Consider the following 20,017-nt stretch of genomic DNA (forward strand, 5'->3'; position numbering starts at 1 on the left):
GAGAAATCACCCAACCGAACAGGGCAGCGGGTAAGCATGAAACGATCGATACTTCTGACGGCCGGGCTTCTTTCGCTGGCCCCCGCCACCGCCTTCGCCCATCCGCATATCTTCGTGGAAGCCCGGCTGGAGGTTATCGCCGCCCCCGACGGCAGCATTCAGGAATTGCGCAATGTCTGGCGCTTCGACGAGGTTTTCTCTTCTTCCGTCGTCATGGATTTCGACAAGAACACCGATCTGAAACTCGAGCCGAACGAGCTCGCCGAAGTTGGCAGTACAGTCAGGGATTCGCTCGCGGATTACGATTACTACATGAACCTGACGATCAACGGGAAGAGCATCACCGTTCAAAAGCCGGAGATCATCCATGTCGACTATAAGGATGGACAGCTTCTGATGTTCTTTGCCGTCAAGCCGGTCGAAAAGATGCCGCTGAAGGGCAAGCTGACTTTCGGCGTCTACGATCCGACGCTCTATACCTCGATCGACTTCCCGACCGACAACGAGCTTGCCATGGTCGGCGATGGCTTCCGGGCTTGCAAGCACGCTGTCGTGCGCCCGGATGCGGATGAGGTGATCTCGGAAAACAAGCAATCGCTGACCGACGCCTTCTTCAACGACCCGACCGGCACCAATATGTCAAAACTCTTTGCCACGCGGCTGGAGATCACATGCTGACGAAACGTCTGCCTCTTGCCCTGCTCGCGCTCGCTGTCATGGCCGTCACTGCCTACGCGCAATCGCCGCTCGGCATCGGCACGGCGGAGCCGAGCTTTCAGCCGACCGGCGGGCCGTTCGCACCTCTCTTCCTCTACGTGAACTACGAGCAGCAAGCCTTCTATCGTGCGCTGACCGGCGCGCTGAAGGATATGCGTCAGGATCCCTGGCAGCTTTCCTCGCTGATCGGTCTTTCCTTTGCCTATGGTATCTTCCATGCCGCCGGTCCCGGCCACGGCAAAGCCGTCATTTCTTCCTATATGATCGCCAATGAGGTCGAGCTTCGACGCGGCGTGGTGATCTCCTTCATCTCAGCCTTCGTGCAGGGTGTTATGGCGGTGGTGCTCGTTGGCGGTGCTTGGCTTGTACTGCGCGGCACGGGTATCACGCTGACTATGGCGACGCATGCCATGGAAATCGGTAGCTTCGTTATGGTGATCCTCTTTGGCGGATGGCTGCTTTTCCGTAAGCTGCGTTCCATAGCCGGCAGCCGGCCGCGCCGGCAGCTGATGGCGACGCCAGCCGGCCCCGTCAGCATGATGTTGGACTGGAAGGACAATGCTGCCGAACGCCGGAGCGTCAATTTCAGCTTCAACGGCAAGGCCCAGGCCGTCGAACCCAGCCATACCTTCATACCGGGTATGGTCTGCGAAACCTGTGGAAACGCCCACGTACCCGATCCCTCGCTGGTCAGCGGCGACAGGTTCAGCGTGCGAGAAGCGTGGTCGGCAGTCATTGCCGTCGGCCTGCGCCCCTGTTCCGGCGCATTGCTGGTCATGACCTTCTCATTGCTGAACGGGCTTTATCTCGGCGGCGTGCTCTCTGTCGTCGCCATGTCGCTCGGCACTGCGATCACGGTTGCGATTCTCGCCACGCTTGCGGTCACAGCCAAGAGCACCGCAGTGCGTCTCTCCGGTCGCGGTTCATCGGCCTCGGTCTGGATCGGCAATGCGATCGAGATATTAGGCGCAATTCTCGTGATTCTGATGGGTGTATTGCTGCTTGGAGCCTCCCTGCAGGGGTAGGCTCAGGGCTTCCGGCTGCGCTGATAGAGTGCCCGCAGCCAGAATATGCCGAAGAAGCACATCAGCAGGCAGACACCGACGATGACAGCCAATGTCGGAGAGAAACTGCCGATCCACAGCACGATCGTCGGCAGGAAATAGATCACCAGCCCGGCGCAAACCAGAATGATAGCGGCGGCAATCGCCTGCGAACGGCTTTCCGGGCTCATGGCTATAATCACTCCTCTGATCCGGGAGTGGATAGGCCAGCCGCCTCGCAAAGGCAACTGGGCCCGATATCACTGGCACCCCGAGATTACTGGGACAAAGTGACCTTGGCGGAGGAGACCGTCGCTTCGATGTGATCGACGAGCTGATCGGCAAGGCCAAGCCTGCCGGCAAGCAGATCGAGATAACCGCGTTCGGCACGCGAATCCGGCTCGATCGTCAGCCGTGAGGCCGTATAGAGCTCGACCTTCTGCTCCTCGGTCACGGCGGCTGCGACGAGCGCATCGATATCGGTTGGCTCGGAAAGCTCGCGCTCGATGAAGCTTGCGGCCTCACCACTGACATCGGCGGCCTTGACCCTGTCCATGATAAGCGCGCGCTCCCCATCGTCGATGTGACCGTCGGCCTTGGCGGCGGCGATCATGGCGCGGATGAGGACGAGCACGAATTCGTTGCTGGCCGCCGGCGAAGCCGACCCAAATCCGGATTCGGCAGGCGGCGGCAGGAGAACGGGATTGTTTGCCGTCGGCGCGTCGGAAGGCGCGGCAGGCGCCTGCCCGGCCTGATAGTTCTTCCACGCCTGATAGCCGAGGCCTGCAATGGCTGCGAGACCGCCAATAGTGATGGCATTGCCTGCGAGGCTGCGGCCGGTCTTGGTACCGAGAAGCACCGCGGCAAGGGCGCCGGTCTTCAGGGGATTGTCCTTCGCCATCTGGATCGCATCGCCGGCCCGGTCACGTACGCTGCCGCCCACGCCCGGCACCTGTGACCCCAGAAACTGGTCGAGTAGTTTCTTCGCGTCGAACATGTCTTCGTCTTCTCCCTGTTTTAAAGGCCGGAGGAGAACATAGGTTTGCGACTGCCGAAATACAAACGAGGGCAGCACGGCCACCCTCGTTCAAAACTTATCGGCATTCAAAATCCGACGGGCTTGGGAGCTCAGCCCTTCAGCGCGAAAGCTTCTGCGGCAAGCTTGGTGATGCCTGCCCAGTCACCTGCTACGACCAGCTCCTTCGGCGCGACCCACGAACCGCCGACGCAGATGACGTTGGGCAACGACAGATAGTCATTCGCGTTCTTCAACGAGATGCCGCCAGTCGGGCAGAAGAGCGTGCCCGCCAGTGGCGAAGATAGCGCCTTGAGATAGGCAGCACCACCCGCCTGCTCGGCCGGAAAGAACTTCAACACCTGATAGCCTTCTTCGCGCAGCGCCATGACCTCGCTTGCGGTTGCGGCCCCCGGTAGCAGCGGAACATGAGAATCGGCTGCGGCATCCAGAAGTTCCTGCGTCGTGCCGGGGCTGACGATGAACTTGGAACCTGCCTGCACTGCGGCTTCCCAATGGGCGGCGTTGAGGATTGTGCCGGCGCCGACTTCCGCGCCTTCCACTTCAGCGGCAACGGCGCGCACGGCATCGAGAGCGGCCGGCGTGCGCATGGTGATCTCGATAGCCTTGAGACCACCGGCAACGAGCGCGCGGGCGAGAGAAACGGCCGACTTCGTATCCTCGACGATCAGGACCGGAACGACAGGCTGGAGTTTCAGGATGGTAAGGAGTTTCGCTGTCTTCTCGCCCATGGCCACAGTTCCCTTAAACGATTGAAATCGGCTTTCGAATAGCGCCCTCACAAGGGCTTGTCGAGATAAAACCGGCCCGTGCGACAAGACGGGTATTAAATCGTTGGAAACTCGGGTAGGCTGACATAATCGTCACAAAAGGTTCATTCGTATGGCGAAAGAGATCGAACGGAAGTTCCTCGTGCGAAGCGATGCATGGCGCTCCGCAGTGCAGTCGAAATCGGTCCTGAAACAGGGCTATGTCGTCTCAATGGATGACCGCTCCGTACGCATCCGCATATCAGACGAAAAGAGTGCGCGGCTGACGCTGAAGATCGGCCGCAGCACCCTCACCCGCGACGAATTCGAATACGAGATTCCGGTTTCCGACGCCGAGGAACTGTTAGAAAACGCCACTGGCATCGTGATTGAAAAAACACGTTACCTCGTGCCCCATGAAGGCTTCGTCTGGGAAGTCGATGTCTTCGCAGGCGTCCATCGCGGCCTCGTCATCGCCGAAGTCGAGATGCAGGCAGAGACCGACAATCCCTCACTGCCCACATGGCTCGGCCGCGAGGTGACGGGCGACTTCCGCTATTCCAATCAGGCGCTTGCGACAGAATTCGAGCACGACAGGCATGGGCTATCGCATACGGCCTGAGGCCGACTTTACGGACGAGTTCCGAAGCGCCGCCGAGGAGCAACTCACGCAGGCCATCACCGCTCTGGAAGAGCGGCCGGATGGTACCCATGAGGCGATTCACGCTTTCCGCAAGAACATGAAGCGGCTGCGCTCGCTCTATCGCCTTGTGTCCCGTGAGGTGCCAGATTTCCAGAAGCGTGAGAATGCACGGCTGAGGGACACGGCAAGGTCGCTCTCGGCCATCCGCGATGCCGCAGCAATCGTCGGCACCGGCCGATACCTGCAGGAGAGTGCTCGCAACACTGAAGAGGCAGAGGCGCTCGGCCGCATCGTTTCCATTCTGGAAGCGCGTCGCGACTGGATGGCGGAAGCCGAAAGCGGTCTCGAGCAGCGGCTGCATGATACTATCGGGGCGCTGCGGGAAGCGATCGCAGCGCTCGACGATGTCGCCTTTGACAAGAGCCACCGCAAGAATGCCCGCATGCTGGCAAAAAGCTGGCGCAGGACCGCGTCGCGTGCCAGGCAAGCACTCGATGCCTGCCATGAAGATGCGGCCGCCGAAGATTTTCATGAACTGCGCAAGCGCACTTACGATTACCGCCTCTATCATGCGCTTCTGCGGGATCTCTGGCCGAGCGCGATGAAGGTCAAACGCGACGTCGCTAAGGACCTTGTCGAACGGCTCGGGCACATCCACGATCTCTCCGTGCTTTCAGGTCTTGTCGAGGCAGAACCGCAGCTCTTCACCCGCAACGACGATCTCGCCCATCTGCTGGATGCCATCATCTTCCGCCAGCAGGAAGATCGGCGCGAAGCGCTGCTCGGCGCCGAAACGCTCTATGGTGACGCTCCGGAAGAAGAAGCGCAGCGCCTGGAGCTGCTCTGGGTGTCTGTCCGCAATTGACGCATTTACCCATTGACCTCAACTTACCCTGAGGTCCTAGCCTCGACCCGGTCAAAAAACCGATCGAGGAACATATGCCCGCAGACAATGCAACGCCCCACATCCAGGGCATCTACGAAACCCATCTCACCGTCACCGATCTGAAGACCTCCATTCCCTTCTACCGCGATATTCTAGGCCTTGAACTTGCCGCAGAATTTCCGGAACGCCGCATCGCCTTCTTCTGGGTGAACGGTAAGAGGAACGCCATGCTCGGCCTCTGGGAAACCGGCACCGCCCCCTTAAAGATGCGCCTGCACATGGCCTTTCGGCTGTCGCAGGAGGAAATGATGCGGGCGCCGGCGTTACTGATCGACAAGGGGCTGAAGCCGCATGGCTTTCATGGCGAGCTGATCACCGAACCAATCGTCATAGGCTGGGTGCCAGCGCTCTCGCTCTATTTCAACGATCCCGACGGGCATTCGATTGAATTCCTGAGCGTGCTCGGCGACGAGCCGGACTCCGCTTTCGGCATGCGGTCCTATACGGAATGGAGGGCCCGCAGATAAGTCGTGATCACAAGAGGCCAGACTTGCGTAATATCATTGCGCAAGTCCGGCGTATTCTGTATTTCCACGCGCATGACCGACAATGTGATCCGGACAAGCCCGTTCCTCGTGGCAGCACTTTACCATTTCGTCTCGCTACCGCGTTACGAGAGCCTTCAACAGCCTCTGCAAACGCTCTGCGAAGAGAATGGCGTAAAGGGCACGCTTCTACTTGCCCATGAAGGCATCAACGGCACGATCGCAGGTCCGGATGCCGGCATCCGCACCGTGCTCGCCTTCCTGCGCGCCCAGCCGGAATTTGCAGCACTTGAGCATAAGGAGAGCCGCGCTTCCAAGATGCCTTTCCTGCGCATGAAGGTGAAGCTGAAGAAGGAAATCGTCACCATGGGAGTCGAGAATATCGACCCCAACAAGGTGGTTGGAACCTATGTCGATCCTGCCGATTGGAACGCGCTGATCTCCGATCCCGATACGATCGTCATCGACACGCGCAACGACTACGAAACGGCGATCGGCACCTTCCGCGGCGCGGTCGACCCGAAGACTAAGACGTTCCGTGAGTTTCCCGACTGGGTGCGCAATAATCCGGGTCTGCACAACAAGCCGAAGATCGCCATGTATTGCACCGGTGGCATCCGCTGCGAGAAGGCGACGGCCTTCATGAAGGAACAGGGCTTCGACGAGGTCTATCACCTCAAGGGCGGCATCCTGAAATATCTGGAAGAAGTGCCGCAGGAAGAAAGCCTGTGGGACGGAGCCTGCTTCGTCTTCGATGAGCGCGTTTCAGTCGAACACGGCCTGAGGGAGGGCGAGCACAAACTCTGCCATGCCTGCCGTAATCCGATCACGGCCGAGGAGGTCACTTCGCCGCATTACGAGGAAGGTGTTTCCTGCAGCAACTGCTATCACACGCGCAGTGAGGAAGACCGCCTGCGCTATCGTCAGCGCCAGCACCAGATCGCGCTCGCCAAGAAGCGCGGCCAGAAGCATATCGGCACGTAAGAGATTTTAGCCTGCGAAGCGGCGCTGCGGCTGGATCTTGCGGCGTTCCTGCAACAGGCCGTTGATCTGGTCGGCCGCCATCGGTTTGCCGAAGAAATAACCCTGCAGACAATCACAGCCGAAGAGACGCAGGCCAACGGCCTGCTCTTCCGTCTCGATGCCTTCGGCCGTGACGGGAATGTCGAGCGCGCGCGCAAGCGCCACGGTGGCTTGCAGCATTTCGCGCTGGCGGCTGTCAGTCGTAATGTCGGTCACCAGCGAGCGATCGATCTTTATGCGGTCGAAGCCGAACTGGCGAAGATAGCCGATCGACGAGAAACCGGAGCCGAAGTCGTCGAGCGCCACTTTCACCCCGAGCGACTTCAGCCGCTCGATCGACTGGCGCGTACGCTGCGGGTTCTGGATCATGTAGCCTTCTGTGATTTCCAGCGTGAGGCGGCTCGCTTCGATCTCCGTCTGTTTTAGGACGTAACGAACATAATCGGTAAAGGCGGGATTGCGGAATTGCCCTGGGGAAACGTTGACTGAGATCTTCAGCTCCGGCCATTGCTTTGCCGTCTCGCAGGCTTTGCGCAGCACAAACAGGCCGAGGGATTCGATGAGCCCGCTCGTCTCGGCAATCGGGATGAATATCTCAGGCGAAACCGGGCCGTGACCCGGTCGGTTCCAGCGCACCAGCGCCTCAACGCCATTCATCTCGTGAGTCGCTGCGTCTACCAACGGCTGGTAGGCAAGCGTCAGATCGCCGCTTTCGATCGCCATACGCAGGTCAAGTTCCAGCGCATTGCGCTGTGCGCGATCCGCATCCATGGCGGGCTCGTAAAGCGTCATGCGGGCACGGCCAGCTTCCTTTGCCTTGTACATGGCAAGATCGGCGCGACGCACCAGTTCTTCACGGTCCACCGAGCCAAGCGGCGACATGGCAATGCCGATGCTGGCGCCGACGACGACAATCCGGCGACCGACCTCCAGAGGTTCGGCAAGAAAATCGAGAATTTGCTCGGCGAGCTGCAGTGCAGCGGCGTTTTCCGCGTCCGAAAAGAAAGCGATTGCGAACTCGTCACCGCCAATGCGTGCGAGCACCGCACCACCGGGGATCAGCACATCCAGTCCGGCCGCGACGGCCCGGATGAGCTGATCGCCAGTGCCGTGGCCGTAACTGTCGTTGACTTCCTTGAACCCGTCGAGGTCGAGGTAGAGCAGCAGGACGTTACGCTTCGTCTGCCGAGCTTCCGCAATGAAGCTGTCGACCGCAAGCCCCAGGCCGTCACGGTTGAAAAGGCCACTCAGGCGATCGCGAAGCGCTTCTTCGCGCGCACGGTTTTCCTCTGCCTTCAGGCGTTGTCCGGCCAGCCAGCCGATGATGAGCAGGACGATGAAGAACAGGCCGACAAGACCGAGCGCCTGGATGACCATGGGCCTGACCTGCGCATAACCAATATCGCCGGGCGATCGCGAGATCCAGACGAGCTTGCTGAGAACTGCACCGGCGGGGTCGGCGATCTCGACCGAATAGGCAGCGGCAAAATCCGCAGGCACCAGCCGCAATCCATTTAGCACGTAAGTCGTACCGAGAGCCGAGACCTTGGCATCATCGAGATGCCGGGCAAAAATCAGGTAGCGATGTTGACCGCTCGGCACATCGAGCGCACCGGATTTCTCGCGCACGAGCGCAACACCGACGGCAGCAATCCCCCTTTCAGTCTTGAGGAAACCGATTGCCTGCGGCTTGCCGCCGGCACCGGGCGCGCGCGCCTCCTCCAGAAGGAGCCAGAGAGATGGGCCGAAAAAGCCGCTGACTGGCTTTTCCATCGGCGAACCGTCCTGGTAAGCCATCACGGTCTTTTTCTGGTCGTCGATAACGACCGCCATGTCAAAAAGGGAGCTGTTGGCCGACATCTCACCGTAATTGCTGATGGTCCATGCCATGCCTTCCGGACGGTAGACATTGGCGGCCGCATCGTCCCAGGCGGCATAATCGTCTAGCGTGGCGGCAAGCTGGTCTTCGAAGGTCTTGAGAGCGCCAACGGTCGTTTCGCGCGAACGCTCGTCGTCGAGAGTATTGGCATTTTCGGCAACGCGTTCCAGCGCAGTTAGAACCATGACGGTGACAACAGCGACGATGACCGCAAAGGAAAAAAGCACGCCAGTAACCGTGGTATGGCGACCCAAGCCTGATCCGTTGCTTCTAGACCTCATGACTGCCGGCAATTCATACAACTCCCCGTTCAGGAAATCTTTGCAGTCAACGGTCAAGAAACGCTTAAAAATTTGAGAATTATCAAGAATCCGGCTCCCCATTTACATCGGTATCAAACGCCGCAGCATCGCGAGTTTCCTGAGCGCAACGCTGATTTCTGAATTTCTTCTGGATGAGACCGCCATCCTTGCAGTCAAGAAGGCGATCCTGATCGGCCTCTGTCTTTTGATTCCAGCAATCACAATCACCGGCGGCAGCGGCTTTTCGCTTGCCCGCGGCCGTCATTCGCCGGCTACCGACAGGAAACGCATGCGCATGAAGATCATTGCCGCCAGGGGCTTGAGCTTCGCGACCCTTTCCACATCATGCAGTTTCCGGAAATACTGGCCGGTTCCGTCCAGCTTTCGCTGCTCGCGCTCAATTTCAGTGACGGCCGGAAAATGACGAGAGGGAAACGTCTCGCCGCGGCAAAAAACATTGAATGCGATCTGAAACGGCAGGGGACAGATGCCCTGCCGAAAACACGTCGGCTCAGACAGCCTTGTGATTGCCCTTCGGAAACTGGCTGGCGAGTTCCCGATACCACTTGCCGCTCTTCTTGACGGTGCGGACCTGCGTTTCGTAATCGACATGGATGAGGCCGAAGCGCATGCGATAGCCTTCCGCCCATTCGAAATTGTCCATCAGGCTCCAGGCAAAATAGCCGCGCATCGGATAACCGTCCTTGATCAGGTCGGCGACGACGTTGAGATGGTCGCTGACATAGTCGAGGCGCATGACGTCATCGACCTCTCCATTGATGACACCGGTATTGTCGCAGGCACCGTTCTCGGTGATGTAGCATTCCGGCAGATCGTAACGGCGATAGAGATCCTCGACGAGCAGCTTCAAGCCCGGCGAGTAGACCTCCCAGCCGATATCGGTCTTCACGTCGCTTGCCGGAGGCGCTTCGACCGTCCAGGGGAAATCGCCCTTGCGGCTTTCATCGTCCGCGACACGCTCCGGCTTGTAATAGTTGAGGCCCCACCAATCGAGCTTCTGGTTGATGATCTTGAGATCGCCGTCCTCGATGATGGGCATGCGGTCGCCGAGTGCTTCCACGAATTCATTGGGATATTCGCCCTTGAAGACGGGATCGAAGAAGGCACCGTTGTGGAACTGATGCGCGCGCTCGCCGGCAGCAAGATCGGCCGCGCGGTCCGAGCCCGGAATGATGGAGGAAGCATTGAGCACCAGACCGACGGGCACGTTCGGCGCCTCCGAACGGATTGTCTCGACGCCGAGACCGTGCGCCAGATTCATGTAGTGCATGGCGTGTAGCGCCGCCTGCATGTTGCGCTCGCCCGGCGCATGAATGCCGTAGAGGTGGCTGAGCCAGACAATGCACCAAGGCTCGTTGAAGGTGGCGACGCTATCGAGACGATCGCCGAGGCGATTCATGACGGTCTTGGCATAACGCTGATAGGCATAAGCCGTCGAACGTGCCGTCCAGCCGCCGTCACCGGCCAGCAGCAGTGGCAGATCCCAATGGTAGAGCGTCGCGAAGGTCTTGATGCCGCGCGCCTTGCAGCCGTCGACGAGACGATCGTAGAAATCGAGGCCTTTCTCATTCACTGGGCCGGTGCCATCGGGGATGATCCGCGGCCAGGCGATCGAGAAACGATAGGCGTCGACGCCCATATCCTTGATGAGATCGAGGTCTTGGTCCAGCCGATTATAGTGGTCGCAGGCGACATCGCCGTTGTCGCGATTATAGACGCGGCCGGGCATATTGCAGAAAGCGTCCCAGATGGACGGCTTGCGGCCATCTGCCTTGCTGGCACCCTCGATCTGGAAGGCGGCGGTGGCAACACCGAAGGTGAAATCGCCGGGGAAGCGGTCTGCAAGCGTTTTCGGATCGAGCATCTCTAAATCCCATCTCTCAATTGTGGACTGACCGTTTGCGCCGGGTCTAGCCAAGCCCGAACGCAAAGTACAGGCCGGTAGACGGAAAAACTGCAACGTTACAGGAGGAAAGACAAGAGAGCGGCAAGGCTGCCACAGACCGTTTCTCTCGATCTCATAACGCCAATGTCAGCAGTCGTGACTTGCTGTGGCGATCCCGATCCTTACACGGGAAAAGGCATCATAATATGAAAGGAAACGAATGCTTTCTTCGATCCATCTGCTGCAGCCGCATCTCTTGAGCCTGCTGCGCATCGTCTCGTCCCTCGTGCTTTTCAGCTACGGAACACAGAAGATCCTGCATTTCCCGACCGCGGCAAGCGTGCCGCCCGTCGGATCGCTTTCCTGGATTGCCGGCCTCATTGAACTCACACTCGGTTTCCTGGTGCTGATCGGTTTCCGGACACGCATTGCGGCCTTCGTGCTTTCTGGCCTCATGGCTTCTGCCTATTTCATCGGCCATGCATCGAAGAATTTTTATCCGGCACAGAATGGCGGCGTTGCCGCGATCCTGTTCTGCTTCGTTTTCCTCTATCTGGTCGCAGCCGGCGCAGGCCCATTCAGTGTGGATAACCTGCTGAAGCGCGATCGCAACGCTGCTGCCTGAACATAAAAGAAATGCAAACGCCGAGACGGTAAAACCGCCTCGGCGTTCTCATGATATGCGCTTGGTCAGCGCTAAACGTCAGACCTTCACCCAGGCGCCGTTGCGCTTCGAGGAGGCGACGCAAGCTTCGACGAAAGCGACACCCTTCACGCCATCATCAACGGTCGGATAGATCACGGCTTTGTCGACAGCCTTGCCCTTCTTGTGAGCGTTAATGGCATGTGCGGCCTCCGTATAGATCGTCGCAAAGGCTTCAAGATAGCCTTCCGGATGACCCGAGGGAACGCGGGAAACGCGGGCGGCGGCGGCACCGGACCCGGCGCCGTTGCGGGTAATCAGCCGCTTGGACTCGCCGAACGGCGTGTACCAGAGATAGTTCGGATCGGCCTGGACCCATTCGAGACCACCCTTGGTGCCATAAATGCGCACCTTGAGGCCGTTCTCATGGCCCGGTGCCACCTGGCTGCACCAGAGCATGCCCTTGGCCGGCTTTTCCGAACCCTTGGCCTTGAAGCGCAGCATCACATGGGCGTTGTCGTCGAGACGACGGCCCGGCACGAAGCTGTCGAGGTCAGCAGCAAGGCTGTCGAGCTCGAGGCCTGTGATGAACGAAGCCAGGTTATAGGCATGTGTGCCGATATCACCGGTCGAACCGCCGACACCCGACTGCGCCGGGTCGGTGCGCCATGCAGCCTGCTTCTGGCCGGACTGCTCGATCGCTTCCGTCAGCCAATCCTGGGGATATTCAGCCTGGACGATGCGGATATCGCCGAGTTCGCCGTTGGCGACCATTTCGCGCGCCTGACGAACCATCGGATAGCCTGTATAGTTATGCGTCAGGATGAAGAGCGCGCCGCTTTCGTCGGCAACCTTCTTCAGCTTCTTGGCGTCGGCAAGGTTGGACGTCAGCGGCTTGTCGCAGATGACGTGGATGCCGCGGCGCAGGAATTCCTTGGCGGCGTCATAATGCACGTGGTTCGGCGTGACGATGGAAACGGCTTCGATACCGTTCTTCAGCTTGGCTTCGCGGATCGCCATTTCGCGGTAGCTGGAATAGGTGCGCGAGGGATCGAGACCGAGATCGCGACCGGACTGAACAGCCTTTTCCGGCGTGGATGACAGCGCGCCGGCGATCAGGTCATACTGGTCGTCGATACGCGCTGCGATGCGGTGCACGGCGCCGATGAAGGCCCCTGCCCCGCCACCCACCATGCCGAGCCGGATGCGTGGCTCGCGGGTCTGTTCGGATGATGCTTCAATTGCCATTATATTCTCCTCGAATTCTCGAAACCGGCTTACGCCAGACCCAGCATGCGCCGGTTAGCGGCCTGGTCAGTACCGCCGGCAGCGAAATCGTCGAAGGCCTTCTCGGTGACGCGGATGATGTGCGCCGAAACGAATTCAGCGCCTTCACGCGCACCGTCTTCAGGATGCTTCAGCGCGCATTCCCACTCGACCACGGCCCAGCCGTCGAAATTGTTGGCCGTCATCTTGGAGAACACGGCGCCGAAATCGACCTGGCCGTCGCCCAACGAGCGGAAGCGGCCGGCACGCTCGACCCAGCCCTGATATCCGCCGTAAACGCCCTGACGCCCGGTCGGATTGAACTCCGCATCTTTGACGTGGAACATCTTGATACGGTCTTTGTAGATGTCGATATTGTCGAGATAGTCGAGGCACTGCAGGATGTAGTGCGACGGATCGTAGAGCATGTTGGCGCGCGGATGGTTGCCGACACGCTCCAGGAACATCTCGTAGGTGATGCCGTCATGCAGGTCTTCACCCGGATGGATTTCGTAGCAGACGTCGATGCCATTTTCGTCGGCATGGTCGAGGATCGGCTTCCAGCGGCGGGCAAGCTCGTCAAAGGCGGTCTCGACGAGACCGGCCGGACGCTGCGGCCACGGATAGATGAAAGGCCAGGCAAGCGCGCCGGAGAAGGTCGCATGAGCCTTGAGACCGAGGTTCTTCGAAGCGGTCAGCGCGTACTTGACCTGCTGAACGGCCCATTCCTGGCGGGCCTTTGGGTTGCCACGCACTTCGGGTGCGGCAAAACCATCAAAGGCTTCGTCATAGGCCGGATGAACGGCAACGAGCTGACCCTGCAGGTGGGTGGAGAGTTCGGTCACCTCGACACCGTTTTCACGTGCCTTGCCTGCGAATTCATCGCAGTAGTCCTTGGACGTTGCAGCCTTCTTGAGGTCGATGAGCTGGCTTGCCCAGGTCGGAACCTGCACGCCCTTGTAGCCGATATCGGCCGCCCATTTTGTGATCGCGTCCCAGGAATTGAAAGGAGCGGTATCGCCGGCAAACTGCCCGAGGAACAGGCCTGGTCCCTTGATCGTCTTCATGTCAGTTTCCTCCCTGAATATCGATCGTAAACGTTTTCGAGAAATCTTAGCGCGCCGTTCGATAAGAAAGGCGCCTCCCCGCCTATGCGAAGGATTTAGCGGGGGAGCCAAAAATCGACGCGGTCTGGAACTAATCACGCTCGCCACGGAACGGCAAGAGGTACGTGCCGCATTTTGGCTTCAACTTGTCTGAAGGTACGAAAAATGCGCCCATCCTTTCGAACGGGCGCATGCATGAAAGCAGATATCAGAACGGAGAATCCGGGAAGTAGAAGTTCTTGGCATTATCCTTGGTGACCAGCGTTGCGTCGAGGATGTAGTTGCCGTGAACCGGAACCTGATCGTAGAGCGAAGCAGCCGTCAGTTCCATGGCCGTTCCGACCATTGCCGGCGGATAGAGAACGTCGACCGGGATCAGCTTGTCGCCGTCCATGACCTTCTTGATCATGTCCTTGGAGCCGGCACCGGCAACGACATACTGAATGTCGGTGCGCTTGGCCTGCTCGATGGCCTGGAGAACGCCGACAGCCATATCGTCATCCTGACACCATACGACGTCGATCTTCGGATACTTGGTCAGATAGTCCTGCATGACCTTGAAGGCATCGTCGCGGTTCCAGTTGCCATACTGGCGATCGAGAACCTTGACCTTGGAGCCAGCGATACCCTTATCGAAACCGTCCTGGCGCTGCTGATCGATCGGGATCGGCAGACCGCGGATGACGACAACCTGAGCTTCCGGAGTCTTTTCGGCAATGTACTTGCCGGCAACTTCACCGAGCGCCGGGTTGTTGCCAGCGACATAGAGGTCACGTACGGAATTGTCGTTGTTCGACGGCGCGCGGTCGACGAGTGCAACGAACTTGCCCTTGCCCTTGACTTCCTTGATGGCGTTGACGAGCGGATCCGGATCGGACGGCAGGATGACGAGCGCGTCGATGCCCTGCGTATCGAGGTCCTGCACGGCGTTTGCCTGCGTTGCGGCATCCGGCGAGGTCTTGACGATGACGTTCAGGCCCGGATGTTCTGCCATCAGCTTCTTGGCAATGCGCTCGGCGTGAAACACCACACCCGATGTCCAGCCGTGGTCGGCGGCCGGAATGGACACGCCGATCGTGTAATTCTTGTCCTGGGCGTAGGCTGCGCCGGCAAAAGCCACCCCCGCAACCGCCAGACCCAACATGAGCTTGCGCATGCTATTTCCTCCCAAAGATATCAGGGACTTTTCAATTCGAGCCGGGTGCCCTGGATAGCCCGGCCAATCCGAGAAGCGGACTTGTCTTACGATTTGCGCACGAGCGACCGCTGCACCAGCATGGCGATGATGATGATTGCACCCTGGATCGCGCCGATGAGGTACTCGCTGATGAAGTTCGAAAGCAGCATGATGTTGCCGACGAGCTCGAGAATGAAGGCTCCGCAGATCGTGCCCCAGACACGGCCCGCGCCACCCTTCAGCGCCGTACCACCGACGACGACAGCCGTAATGGCCTGCAGCTCCCACAGGATGCCGGTCGTTGCCGAAGTCGACCCGAGGCGCGGCACATAGAGCAGCACGGCGATCGCTACGCACAGCCCCTGGATGACGAAGGCGATGGTGCGAACGCGGTTGACCGCAATGCCGGAATAGCGAGCAACATCGCTGTTCGAGCCGACTGCGACGACATGGCGGCCGTAGCGCGTGCGGTAAAGGATGAAGGCCGCGATGGCCGTGACGAGGAGAATGACGACGATCGGCACTGGAACGCCGAGGATGTTGCCGAAATAGGCCGGACGGTAGAGCGTCTGGATATCAGCCGAGCGCAGCGTGATCGCGCCACCCTGCGACAGCCATGTTGTCAGGCCGCGATAAATGCCCATTGTGCCGAGGGTAGCAATGAAGGGTTCGATCTTGCCGACTGTGGTGATGAGGCCGTTTGCGAGACCACAGAGCGCACCGGCAACCACGGCAAAGGCAACAGCTGCTGTCAGCATCAGCGTAGGATCGGCGATGACGCCGGAATTGATGAGCAGGATCATCAGGCTGGCGACGAAGGCCACCATCGAGCCGACGGACAGGTCGAGGTCGCCGGCCGAGATCACGAAAGTCGCCCCGACGGCGATGATCGCGATGAAGGCGCAGCGCGTCGCGACATTCGTGAGATTGGTGATGCCGATGAAATTGGGATTGACCAATGCGCCCACGACGAGAAGCAAAGCCAGTGCGGCAAAGGGTGCAACCGCGCGCAGATCGATGTCACGCCAGGACCTGCGCCGGATTTCCCTGGTCTCCTCGTTAATACTCATTTCCAAAACTGACCTCCCGTCCCATGATCGCTGGGCACTTCTTTGTCCCGCGCGCGGCAACGCCGCGCTTTGCCGGCATCAGGCCGCTGCCTGGCGCTTCAGCCCCGCGGCGTAACGCATGATTTCCTGTTCGGAAATTTCATCCCCTTCGAGGATGCCGACGATCCGGCCTTCGCGCATGACCGCCACGCGCGTGCAGAGACCGATAATCTCCGGCATTTCCGAGGATACGACGATGATCGACCGCCCATCGCGGGCGAGCGCCGAGATGAAATGATAGATCTGCTGCTTGGTGCCGACATCGATGCCGCGCGTCGGCTCGTCGATGATGATGATCTCTGGCTCGGTTTCCATGACCTTGGCGAGAAGCAGTTTCTGCTGATTGCCGCCTGACATGCGACCGGCGATGATATTGCCGTCGCGCACGCGGATGTCGAAACGACGCTTGGCCCTGGCAAGCGCGGCCGCCTCGCTGCTCGGGCTCAAATAACCGTGGCTGACGTGGCGTTCCAGAGACTGAAGCGTCAGGTTTGCAATCATGCCCGAGCCGAGCAGCAGCCCCTTCGACTTGCGATCCTTGGTCATATAGGCAAGGCCGGCGCGATTGGCCGCGCGCGCATCACCCGAATGGACGACTTCCCCGTGAATGACGACCTCGCCCGACAGGCGCGAACGCAAGCCGGCGATCGCTTCCATCAATTCCGTACGGCCGGAGCCAATCAGGCCGGAGAAACCGATGACTTCCCCCTTACGCACCTCGAAGCTCGCGTCCTGCACATAGCCGGTCGAAACCGAGCTGACGCGAAGAACCACTTCCTCGTCCACATTAGGCTCCACCTTGGTGGGATAGAGGCTGGAGAGCTCGCGGCCGACCATCAGCTGCGCGATGGACTCTCCATCAAGCATGGAAGTTGGCGCCGTCTTGACCCACTGGCCGTCGCGGAGCACGGTGACCTTGTCGGTCAATTCCATGACTTCGTCGAGCTTGTGCGACACGAAGACAAAGCTGGTGCCCTTTTCGCGCAGCTTACGCACCTGCTTGAAGAGCATATTGGTTTCTTCGCGCGACAATACGGCCGTCGGCTCGTCCATGAAGACGACACGGGCATCGCGACTGATGGCCTTGGCGATCTCGACCATCTGCTTGTCGGCGATCGAAAGCGAGCTGATCATCGCATTCTCGTCGACATGCGAACCAAGCATGTCCAGCACCCGGCGCGTCTCCGCGCGCATGTATTTGCGGTCGAGCACGCCAAAATGCGTGACCTCGCGACCCAGGAACAGGCTCTCGGTCACGGTCAAGTGTTCGGCGAGGTTGAATTCCTGATGGATGATGACAATGCCGAGCGCTTCGGCGGCACCGTTCGGGGGTAGCACGACGGATTTGCCGTCAAGCAGGATTTCGCCTGAAGTCGGCTGCTCGAAACCGGAGAGAATCTTGACGAGAGTGGATTTTCCGGCGCCGTTTTCCCCCATCAGCGCATGGATCTCACCGGCGCGAAGATCGAAATTGACGCTGAAGAGGACCTGTACGCCGCTGAAAGACTTGCAAATGCGCCTGGCGGACAACACCACTGGCGCAGCCTCTGCGCTATCGACGGTCATAATTTTCTCCCTGCGGCTCCCGTCCGCTTATGTTTGGCATATGTAAACCTTTACATCAGGCATGTAAAGGTTTACATCGTTGATTTACACAGACTTGTTGGCGGCCGCCTTTGACCTCTCGGTAAGTCTGTGTAGTGTGCGGCGAAGACAGCCCAAGGCAGAGCCCCCGTGTCGAATTCCACGCCCGCAACCATCGAAGACGTCGCCCGGATCGCTGAAGTTTCCATCGCGACGGTTTCCCGGGCAATCCATACGCCTGAAAAGGTGGCCAATTCCACGCGGCTGAAGGTCAATCAGGCGATTGCCGTCACCGGCTACACGACCAACGCGATGGCACGCAGCCTGAGGCTTGGCCGTTCCAACATGATTCTTGTGGTGGCGCCCGATATCGGCGACCCCAATTTTTCCAACATCCTGATCGGCCTGGAGAACGAGGCCCGCGCCCATGGCTACGGCATCCTCATCGGCCACACGCAGAACGACGCGCAGCGCGGCCTCGAATATCTGAAATTCTTCAATTCCAACCAGGCGGCAGGCCTCATCCTCTTCACCGGCATCCTGCCCTTCGGCCATCAGACCGTGACGGCCCAGCTGCCGCCGAGCGTTGGCGTCTTCGAGCCGGTCTTCAACGGCGGCATTCCCTATGTCGGCGTCGACGATATCGAAGGCGCGAGGAAAGCTGTAGACCTGTTGCTCGCGGAAGGACATCGCAAGATCGCCTTTATCGGCGAATCCCGCACCCGCCTCGCCTACAGCCGCCGCCGCCAGGGTTATGACGCAGGCCTCGATGCCGCCGGTGTCCCGAAGGACATGCGCATCGTGCTGGAAGGCGACGGCACGATCGAGAGCGGCCGTCATGCCGTGGAGCAACTCTTTATGCGCGACACCTTGCCGACCGCCTTCATGTGCGTGAACGACCAGACGGCAATCGGCGTTATGATTGGCCTTAACGCCCGCGGCTATAATATTCCGCAGGATTTCTCCGTGACCGGCTTTGACGATGTGCCTCAGGCCGTCTTCATGAGCCCGTCGCTAACGACCATTCGCCAGCCGCGCACAGCGATCGGCAAACAGGCCATGGCCCTGCTGCTCGAACTGCTCTCCAACGCCCGACCGGCCGAGACGGAGATCCTGCTGCGACCGGATCTCGTGGTGCGAAACTCCGTCTCGGCACCGCCGCGCCACTGGCAGAAACGATAGGTTCGAAGTTACCAATCTGCCATTGCCGGAACTCCATACAGTCCTAATTTTGGCGACGGACTCCTTGTGAAGTCGAGGCAATCTAGATGTCGCGAGATCTGCTGGCTGACAGGTACCGAGGTTACATTGCCTGCCTGAACGGGCAGGATTGGGATAACCTGAGAAACTTCGTCCACGAACATGTTCGCTATAATGGCGAGCACATTGGCCTGTCCGGCTACCGCGAGATGCTCGAAGGCGATTTTCGCGCCATTCCCGATCTCTTCTTCGACATTCAGTTGCTGATCTGCGAGCCGCCGCGCGTGGCAAGCCGTCTGCAGTTCAACTGCACACCCAGGGGCGAGTTGTTCGGTCTTCCGGTCAACGGTAGGAAGGTGCAGTTCGCTGAAAACGTCTTCTACGAATTCCTGGACGAGAAGATCGCGAACGTCTGGTCGATCATCGACAAGGCCGCCATTGAGGTCCAGCTTCGACTTATGCGATCCGTTTGAACGTGCTGAACTGAAATTTCTGCACGCTCTCCCAAGGTGTCGAATGATCGTGGCGACGGCTGTCGATCAGCTTGAAACCTGCTCCGAGAAGATCTCCCAGACTGTCCGGACTGTGACGCGCGACAGGCAGGCCACTGCACTTCTCCGGCCCGTCAGGGGCGAACGTCCCCATAATCAGATGGCCGCCGAATTTCAAACCGCGCTTCAGCCGCTCGATATAGGCCGTCTGCTGAGTCTCATCAGTCAGGAAATGAAAGGCTGCGCGATCGTGCCAGATGTCGTAAGCCAGCGGTGGCTCCCAAAGGGTGGCGTCAGCGGCAATCCACTTTACCTCGTCACCTTTGGCGCCGAGTCGCTTTCGCGCCGTATCCAGTGCGGCTTCCGAGAGATCGAGCACCGTTACATCGCGAAATCCTTCGGCAAGAAGGCTATCGACCAGCCTTGAAGCTCCACCGCCGATATCGACGATCGCGTCCGATTGTTTTGTTTGCGCAAGATGGATCAATTCGAGGGACGGCGACGGGCTTTCCTGAAACCAGCTGACATCCGTTTCACCCTTCGTCGAATAGACATTTTCCCAATGCAGTTTGCGATCGTCTGCCATGAAATGCTCCACACCGTTTCATCGCGGTCGCCAATGGCATGCCAGATTTCTGTCTGCCCGACCAGTGCAGCGTCATCGCCAGCTTCGCTAACGAAAAAAGCCGGGAAGCGTTCGCTCCCCGGCTCT

21 protein-coding genes are annotated in these 20,017 nt (G+C 59.4%); 9 read left to right on the top strand and 12 right to left on the bottom strand.

Annotated features, from left to right (window positions below):
• The first annotated feature begins 36 nt into the window (after positions 1 to 36).
• Both EV281_RS25690 and EV281_RS25695 read left to right on the top strand, forming a co-directional pair.
• Positions 37 to 678, top strand: a complete 642-nt coding sequence (locus EV281_RS25690) for a DUF1007 family protein (protein WP_132657090.1) — start codon at positions 37 to 39, stop codon at positions 676 to 678.
• On the top strand, positions 672 to 1,742 hold the full coding sequence (locus EV281_RS25695; RefSeq protein WP_132657091.1) for a nickel/cobalt transporter: 1,071 nt from the start codon (positions 672 to 674) through the stop codon (positions 1,740 to 1,742). The genes EV281_RS25690 and EV281_RS25695 overlap by 7 nt, the downstream gene beginning before the upstream one ends.
• A 2-nt stretch (positions 1,743 to 1,744) precedes the next feature.
• On the opposite strand, the gene EV281_RS25700 is transcribed toward EV281_RS25695, so the two are convergent.
• From EV281_RS25700 to EV281_RS25710, 3 genes are all read right to left on the bottom strand, one after another.
• Positions 1,745 to 1,951, bottom strand: a complete 207-nt coding sequence (locus EV281_RS25700; protein ID WP_132657092.1) for a hypothetical protein — start codon at positions 1,949 to 1,951, stop codon at positions 1,745 to 1,747.
• Positions 1,952 to 2,037: 86 nt separating this feature from the next.
• Positions 2,038 to 2,757 (bottom strand): tellurite resistance TerB family protein, encoded by a 720-nt coding sequence (locus EV281_RS25705; protein ID WP_132657093.1) that lies wholly within the window; start codon positions 2,755 to 2,757, stop codon positions 2,038 to 2,040.
• A 131-nt stretch (positions 2,758 to 2,888) separates the two neighbouring features.
• Entirely contained in the window at positions 2,889 to 3,527 is a 639-nt protein-coding gene (locus tag EV281_RS25710; protein ID WP_132657094.1) for a 2-dehydro-3-deoxy-phosphogluconate aldolase, read from the bottom strand.
• Between the two features lie 151 nt (positions 3,528 to 3,678).
• On the opposite strand from EV281_RS25710, the gene EV281_RS25715 reads away from it, so the two are divergent.
• The 4 genes from EV281_RS25715 to EV281_RS25730 all read left to right on the top strand — a co-directional run bounded on the left by EV281_RS25715 (position 3,679) and on the right by EV281_RS25730 (position 6,603).
• The gene (locus EV281_RS25715; RefSeq protein WP_132657095.1) at positions 3,679 to 4,167 is read left to right on the top strand and encodes a CYTH domain-containing protein; all 489 of its coding nucleotides are present in this window, start codon (positions 3,679 to 3,681) and stop codon (positions 4,165 to 4,167) included.
• Positions 4,145 to 5,053 (top strand): CHAD domain-containing protein, encoded by a 909-nt coding sequence (locus tag EV281_RS25720; protein WP_132657096.1) that lies wholly within the window; start codon positions 4,145 to 4,147, stop codon positions 5,051 to 5,053. Before EV281_RS25715 ends, EV281_RS25720 begins: the two co-directional genes overlap by 23 nt.
• A 74-nt stretch (positions 5,054 to 5,127) precedes the next feature.
• A complete protein-coding gene (locus EV281_RS25725) occupies positions 5,128 to 5,601 on the top strand; it encodes a VOC family protein (protein WP_132657097.1) in 474 nt (157 codons plus the stop codon).
• Positions 5,602 to 5,673: 72 nt separating this feature from the next.
• A complete protein-coding gene (locus tag EV281_RS25730; protein ID WP_132657098.1) occupies positions 5,674 to 6,603 on the top strand; it encodes a rhodanese-related sulfurtransferase in 930 nt (309 codons plus the stop codon).
• A 6-nt stretch (positions 6,604 to 6,609) separates the two neighbouring features.
• Here EV281_RS25730 and EV281_RS25735 read toward each other — a convergent pair whose 3' ends face one another.
• The 3 genes from EV281_RS25735 to EV281_RS25745 form a co-directional block, all read right to left on the bottom strand.
• Positions 6,610 to 8,802 (bottom strand): EAL domain-containing protein, encoded by a 2,193-nt coding sequence (locus EV281_RS25735; RefSeq protein ID WP_132657099.1) that lies wholly within the window; start codon positions 8,800 to 8,802, stop codon positions 6,610 to 6,612.
• A gap of 82 nt (positions 8,803 to 8,884) precedes the next feature.
• A complete protein-coding gene (locus EV281_RS25740) occupies positions 8,885 to 9,088 on the bottom strand; it encodes a hypothetical protein (protein WP_132657100.1) in 204 nt (67 codons plus the stop codon).
• 246 nt (positions 9,089 to 9,334) lie between these two features.
• A complete protein-coding gene (locus tag EV281_RS25745) occupies positions 9,335 to 10,708 on the bottom strand; it encodes a GH1 family beta-glucosidase (RefSeq protein WP_132657101.1) in 1,374 nt (457 codons plus the stop codon).
• 241 nt (positions 10,709 to 10,949) lie between these two features.
• Here EV281_RS25745 and EV281_RS25750 point away from each other — a divergent pair, with 241 nt between their 5' ends.
• Positions 10,950 to 11,354, top strand: coding sequence for a DoxX family protein (locus EV281_RS25750; protein WP_132657102.1), 405 nt, complete (start codon positions 10,950 to 10,952; stop codon positions 11,352 to 11,354).
• A gap of 78 nt (positions 11,355 to 11,432) precedes the next feature.
• Here the strand turns inward: EV281_RS25750 and EV281_RS25755 are convergent, their stop codons facing one another.
• From EV281_RS25755 to EV281_RS25775, 5 genes are all read right to left on the bottom strand, one after another.
• Positions 11,433 to 12,620, bottom strand: a complete 1,188-nt coding sequence (locus EV281_RS25755) for a Gfo/Idh/MocA family oxidoreductase (RefSeq protein WP_132657103.1) — start codon at positions 12,618 to 12,620, stop codon at positions 11,433 to 11,435.
• 29 nt (positions 12,621 to 12,649) lie between these two features.
• Positions 12,650 to 13,705 carry a sugar phosphate isomerase/epimerase gene (locus EV281_RS25760; protein ID WP_132657104.1) on the bottom strand — a complete coding sequence of 352 codons (1,056 nt, stop codon included), beginning with the start codon at positions 13,703 to 13,705 and terminating at the stop codon, positions 12,650 to 12,652.
• Positions 13,706 to 13,952: 247 nt separating this feature from the next.
• Positions 13,953 to 14,900: a substrate-binding domain-containing protein gene (locus EV281_RS25765; RefSeq protein WP_132657105.1), complete on the bottom strand. Its 948-nt coding sequence runs from the start codon at positions 14,898 to 14,900 to the stop codon at positions 13,953 to 13,955.
• 86 nt (positions 14,901 to 14,986) lie between these two features.
• A complete protein-coding gene (locus tag EV281_RS25770) occupies positions 14,987 to 15,991 on the bottom strand; it encodes an ABC transporter permease (protein ID WP_132657106.1) in 1,005 nt (334 codons plus the stop codon).
• A 78-nt stretch (positions 15,992 to 16,069) separates the two neighbouring features.
• Positions 16,070 to 17,596, bottom strand: a complete 1,527-nt coding sequence (locus tag EV281_RS25775; RefSeq protein ID WP_132657107.1) for a sugar ABC transporter ATP-binding protein — start codon at positions 17,594 to 17,596, stop codon at positions 16,070 to 16,072.
• A gap of 168 nt (positions 17,597 to 17,764) precedes the next feature.
• Between EV281_RS25775 and EV281_RS25780 the strand changes: the two genes are divergently transcribed.
• On the top strand, positions 17,765 to 18,796 hold the full coding sequence (locus tag EV281_RS25780) for a LacI family DNA-binding transcriptional regulator (RefSeq protein WP_132657108.1): 1,032 nt from the start codon (positions 17,765 to 17,767) through the stop codon (positions 18,794 to 18,796).
• 86 nt (positions 18,797 to 18,882) lie between these two features.
• The gene (locus tag EV281_RS25785; RefSeq protein ID WP_132657109.1) at positions 18,883 to 19,287 is read left to right on the top strand and encodes an ester cyclase; all 405 of its coding nucleotides are present in this window, start codon (positions 18,883 to 18,885) and stop codon (positions 19,285 to 19,287) included.
• Here the strand turns inward: EV281_RS25785 and EV281_RS25790 are convergent.
• Positions 19,271 to 19,891, bottom strand: a complete 621-nt coding sequence (locus EV281_RS25790; RefSeq protein WP_132657110.1) for a class I SAM-dependent methyltransferase — start codon at positions 19,889 to 19,891, stop codon at positions 19,271 to 19,273. The genes EV281_RS25785 and EV281_RS25790 overlap by 17 nt on opposite strands.
• Positions 19,892 to 20,017 lie beyond the last annotated feature (126 nt).

Source organism: Rhizobium sp. BK418, assembly GCF_004341105.1.
Lineage (GTDB): Bacteria > Pseudomonadota > Alphaproteobacteria > Rhizobiales > Rhizobiaceae > Rhizobium.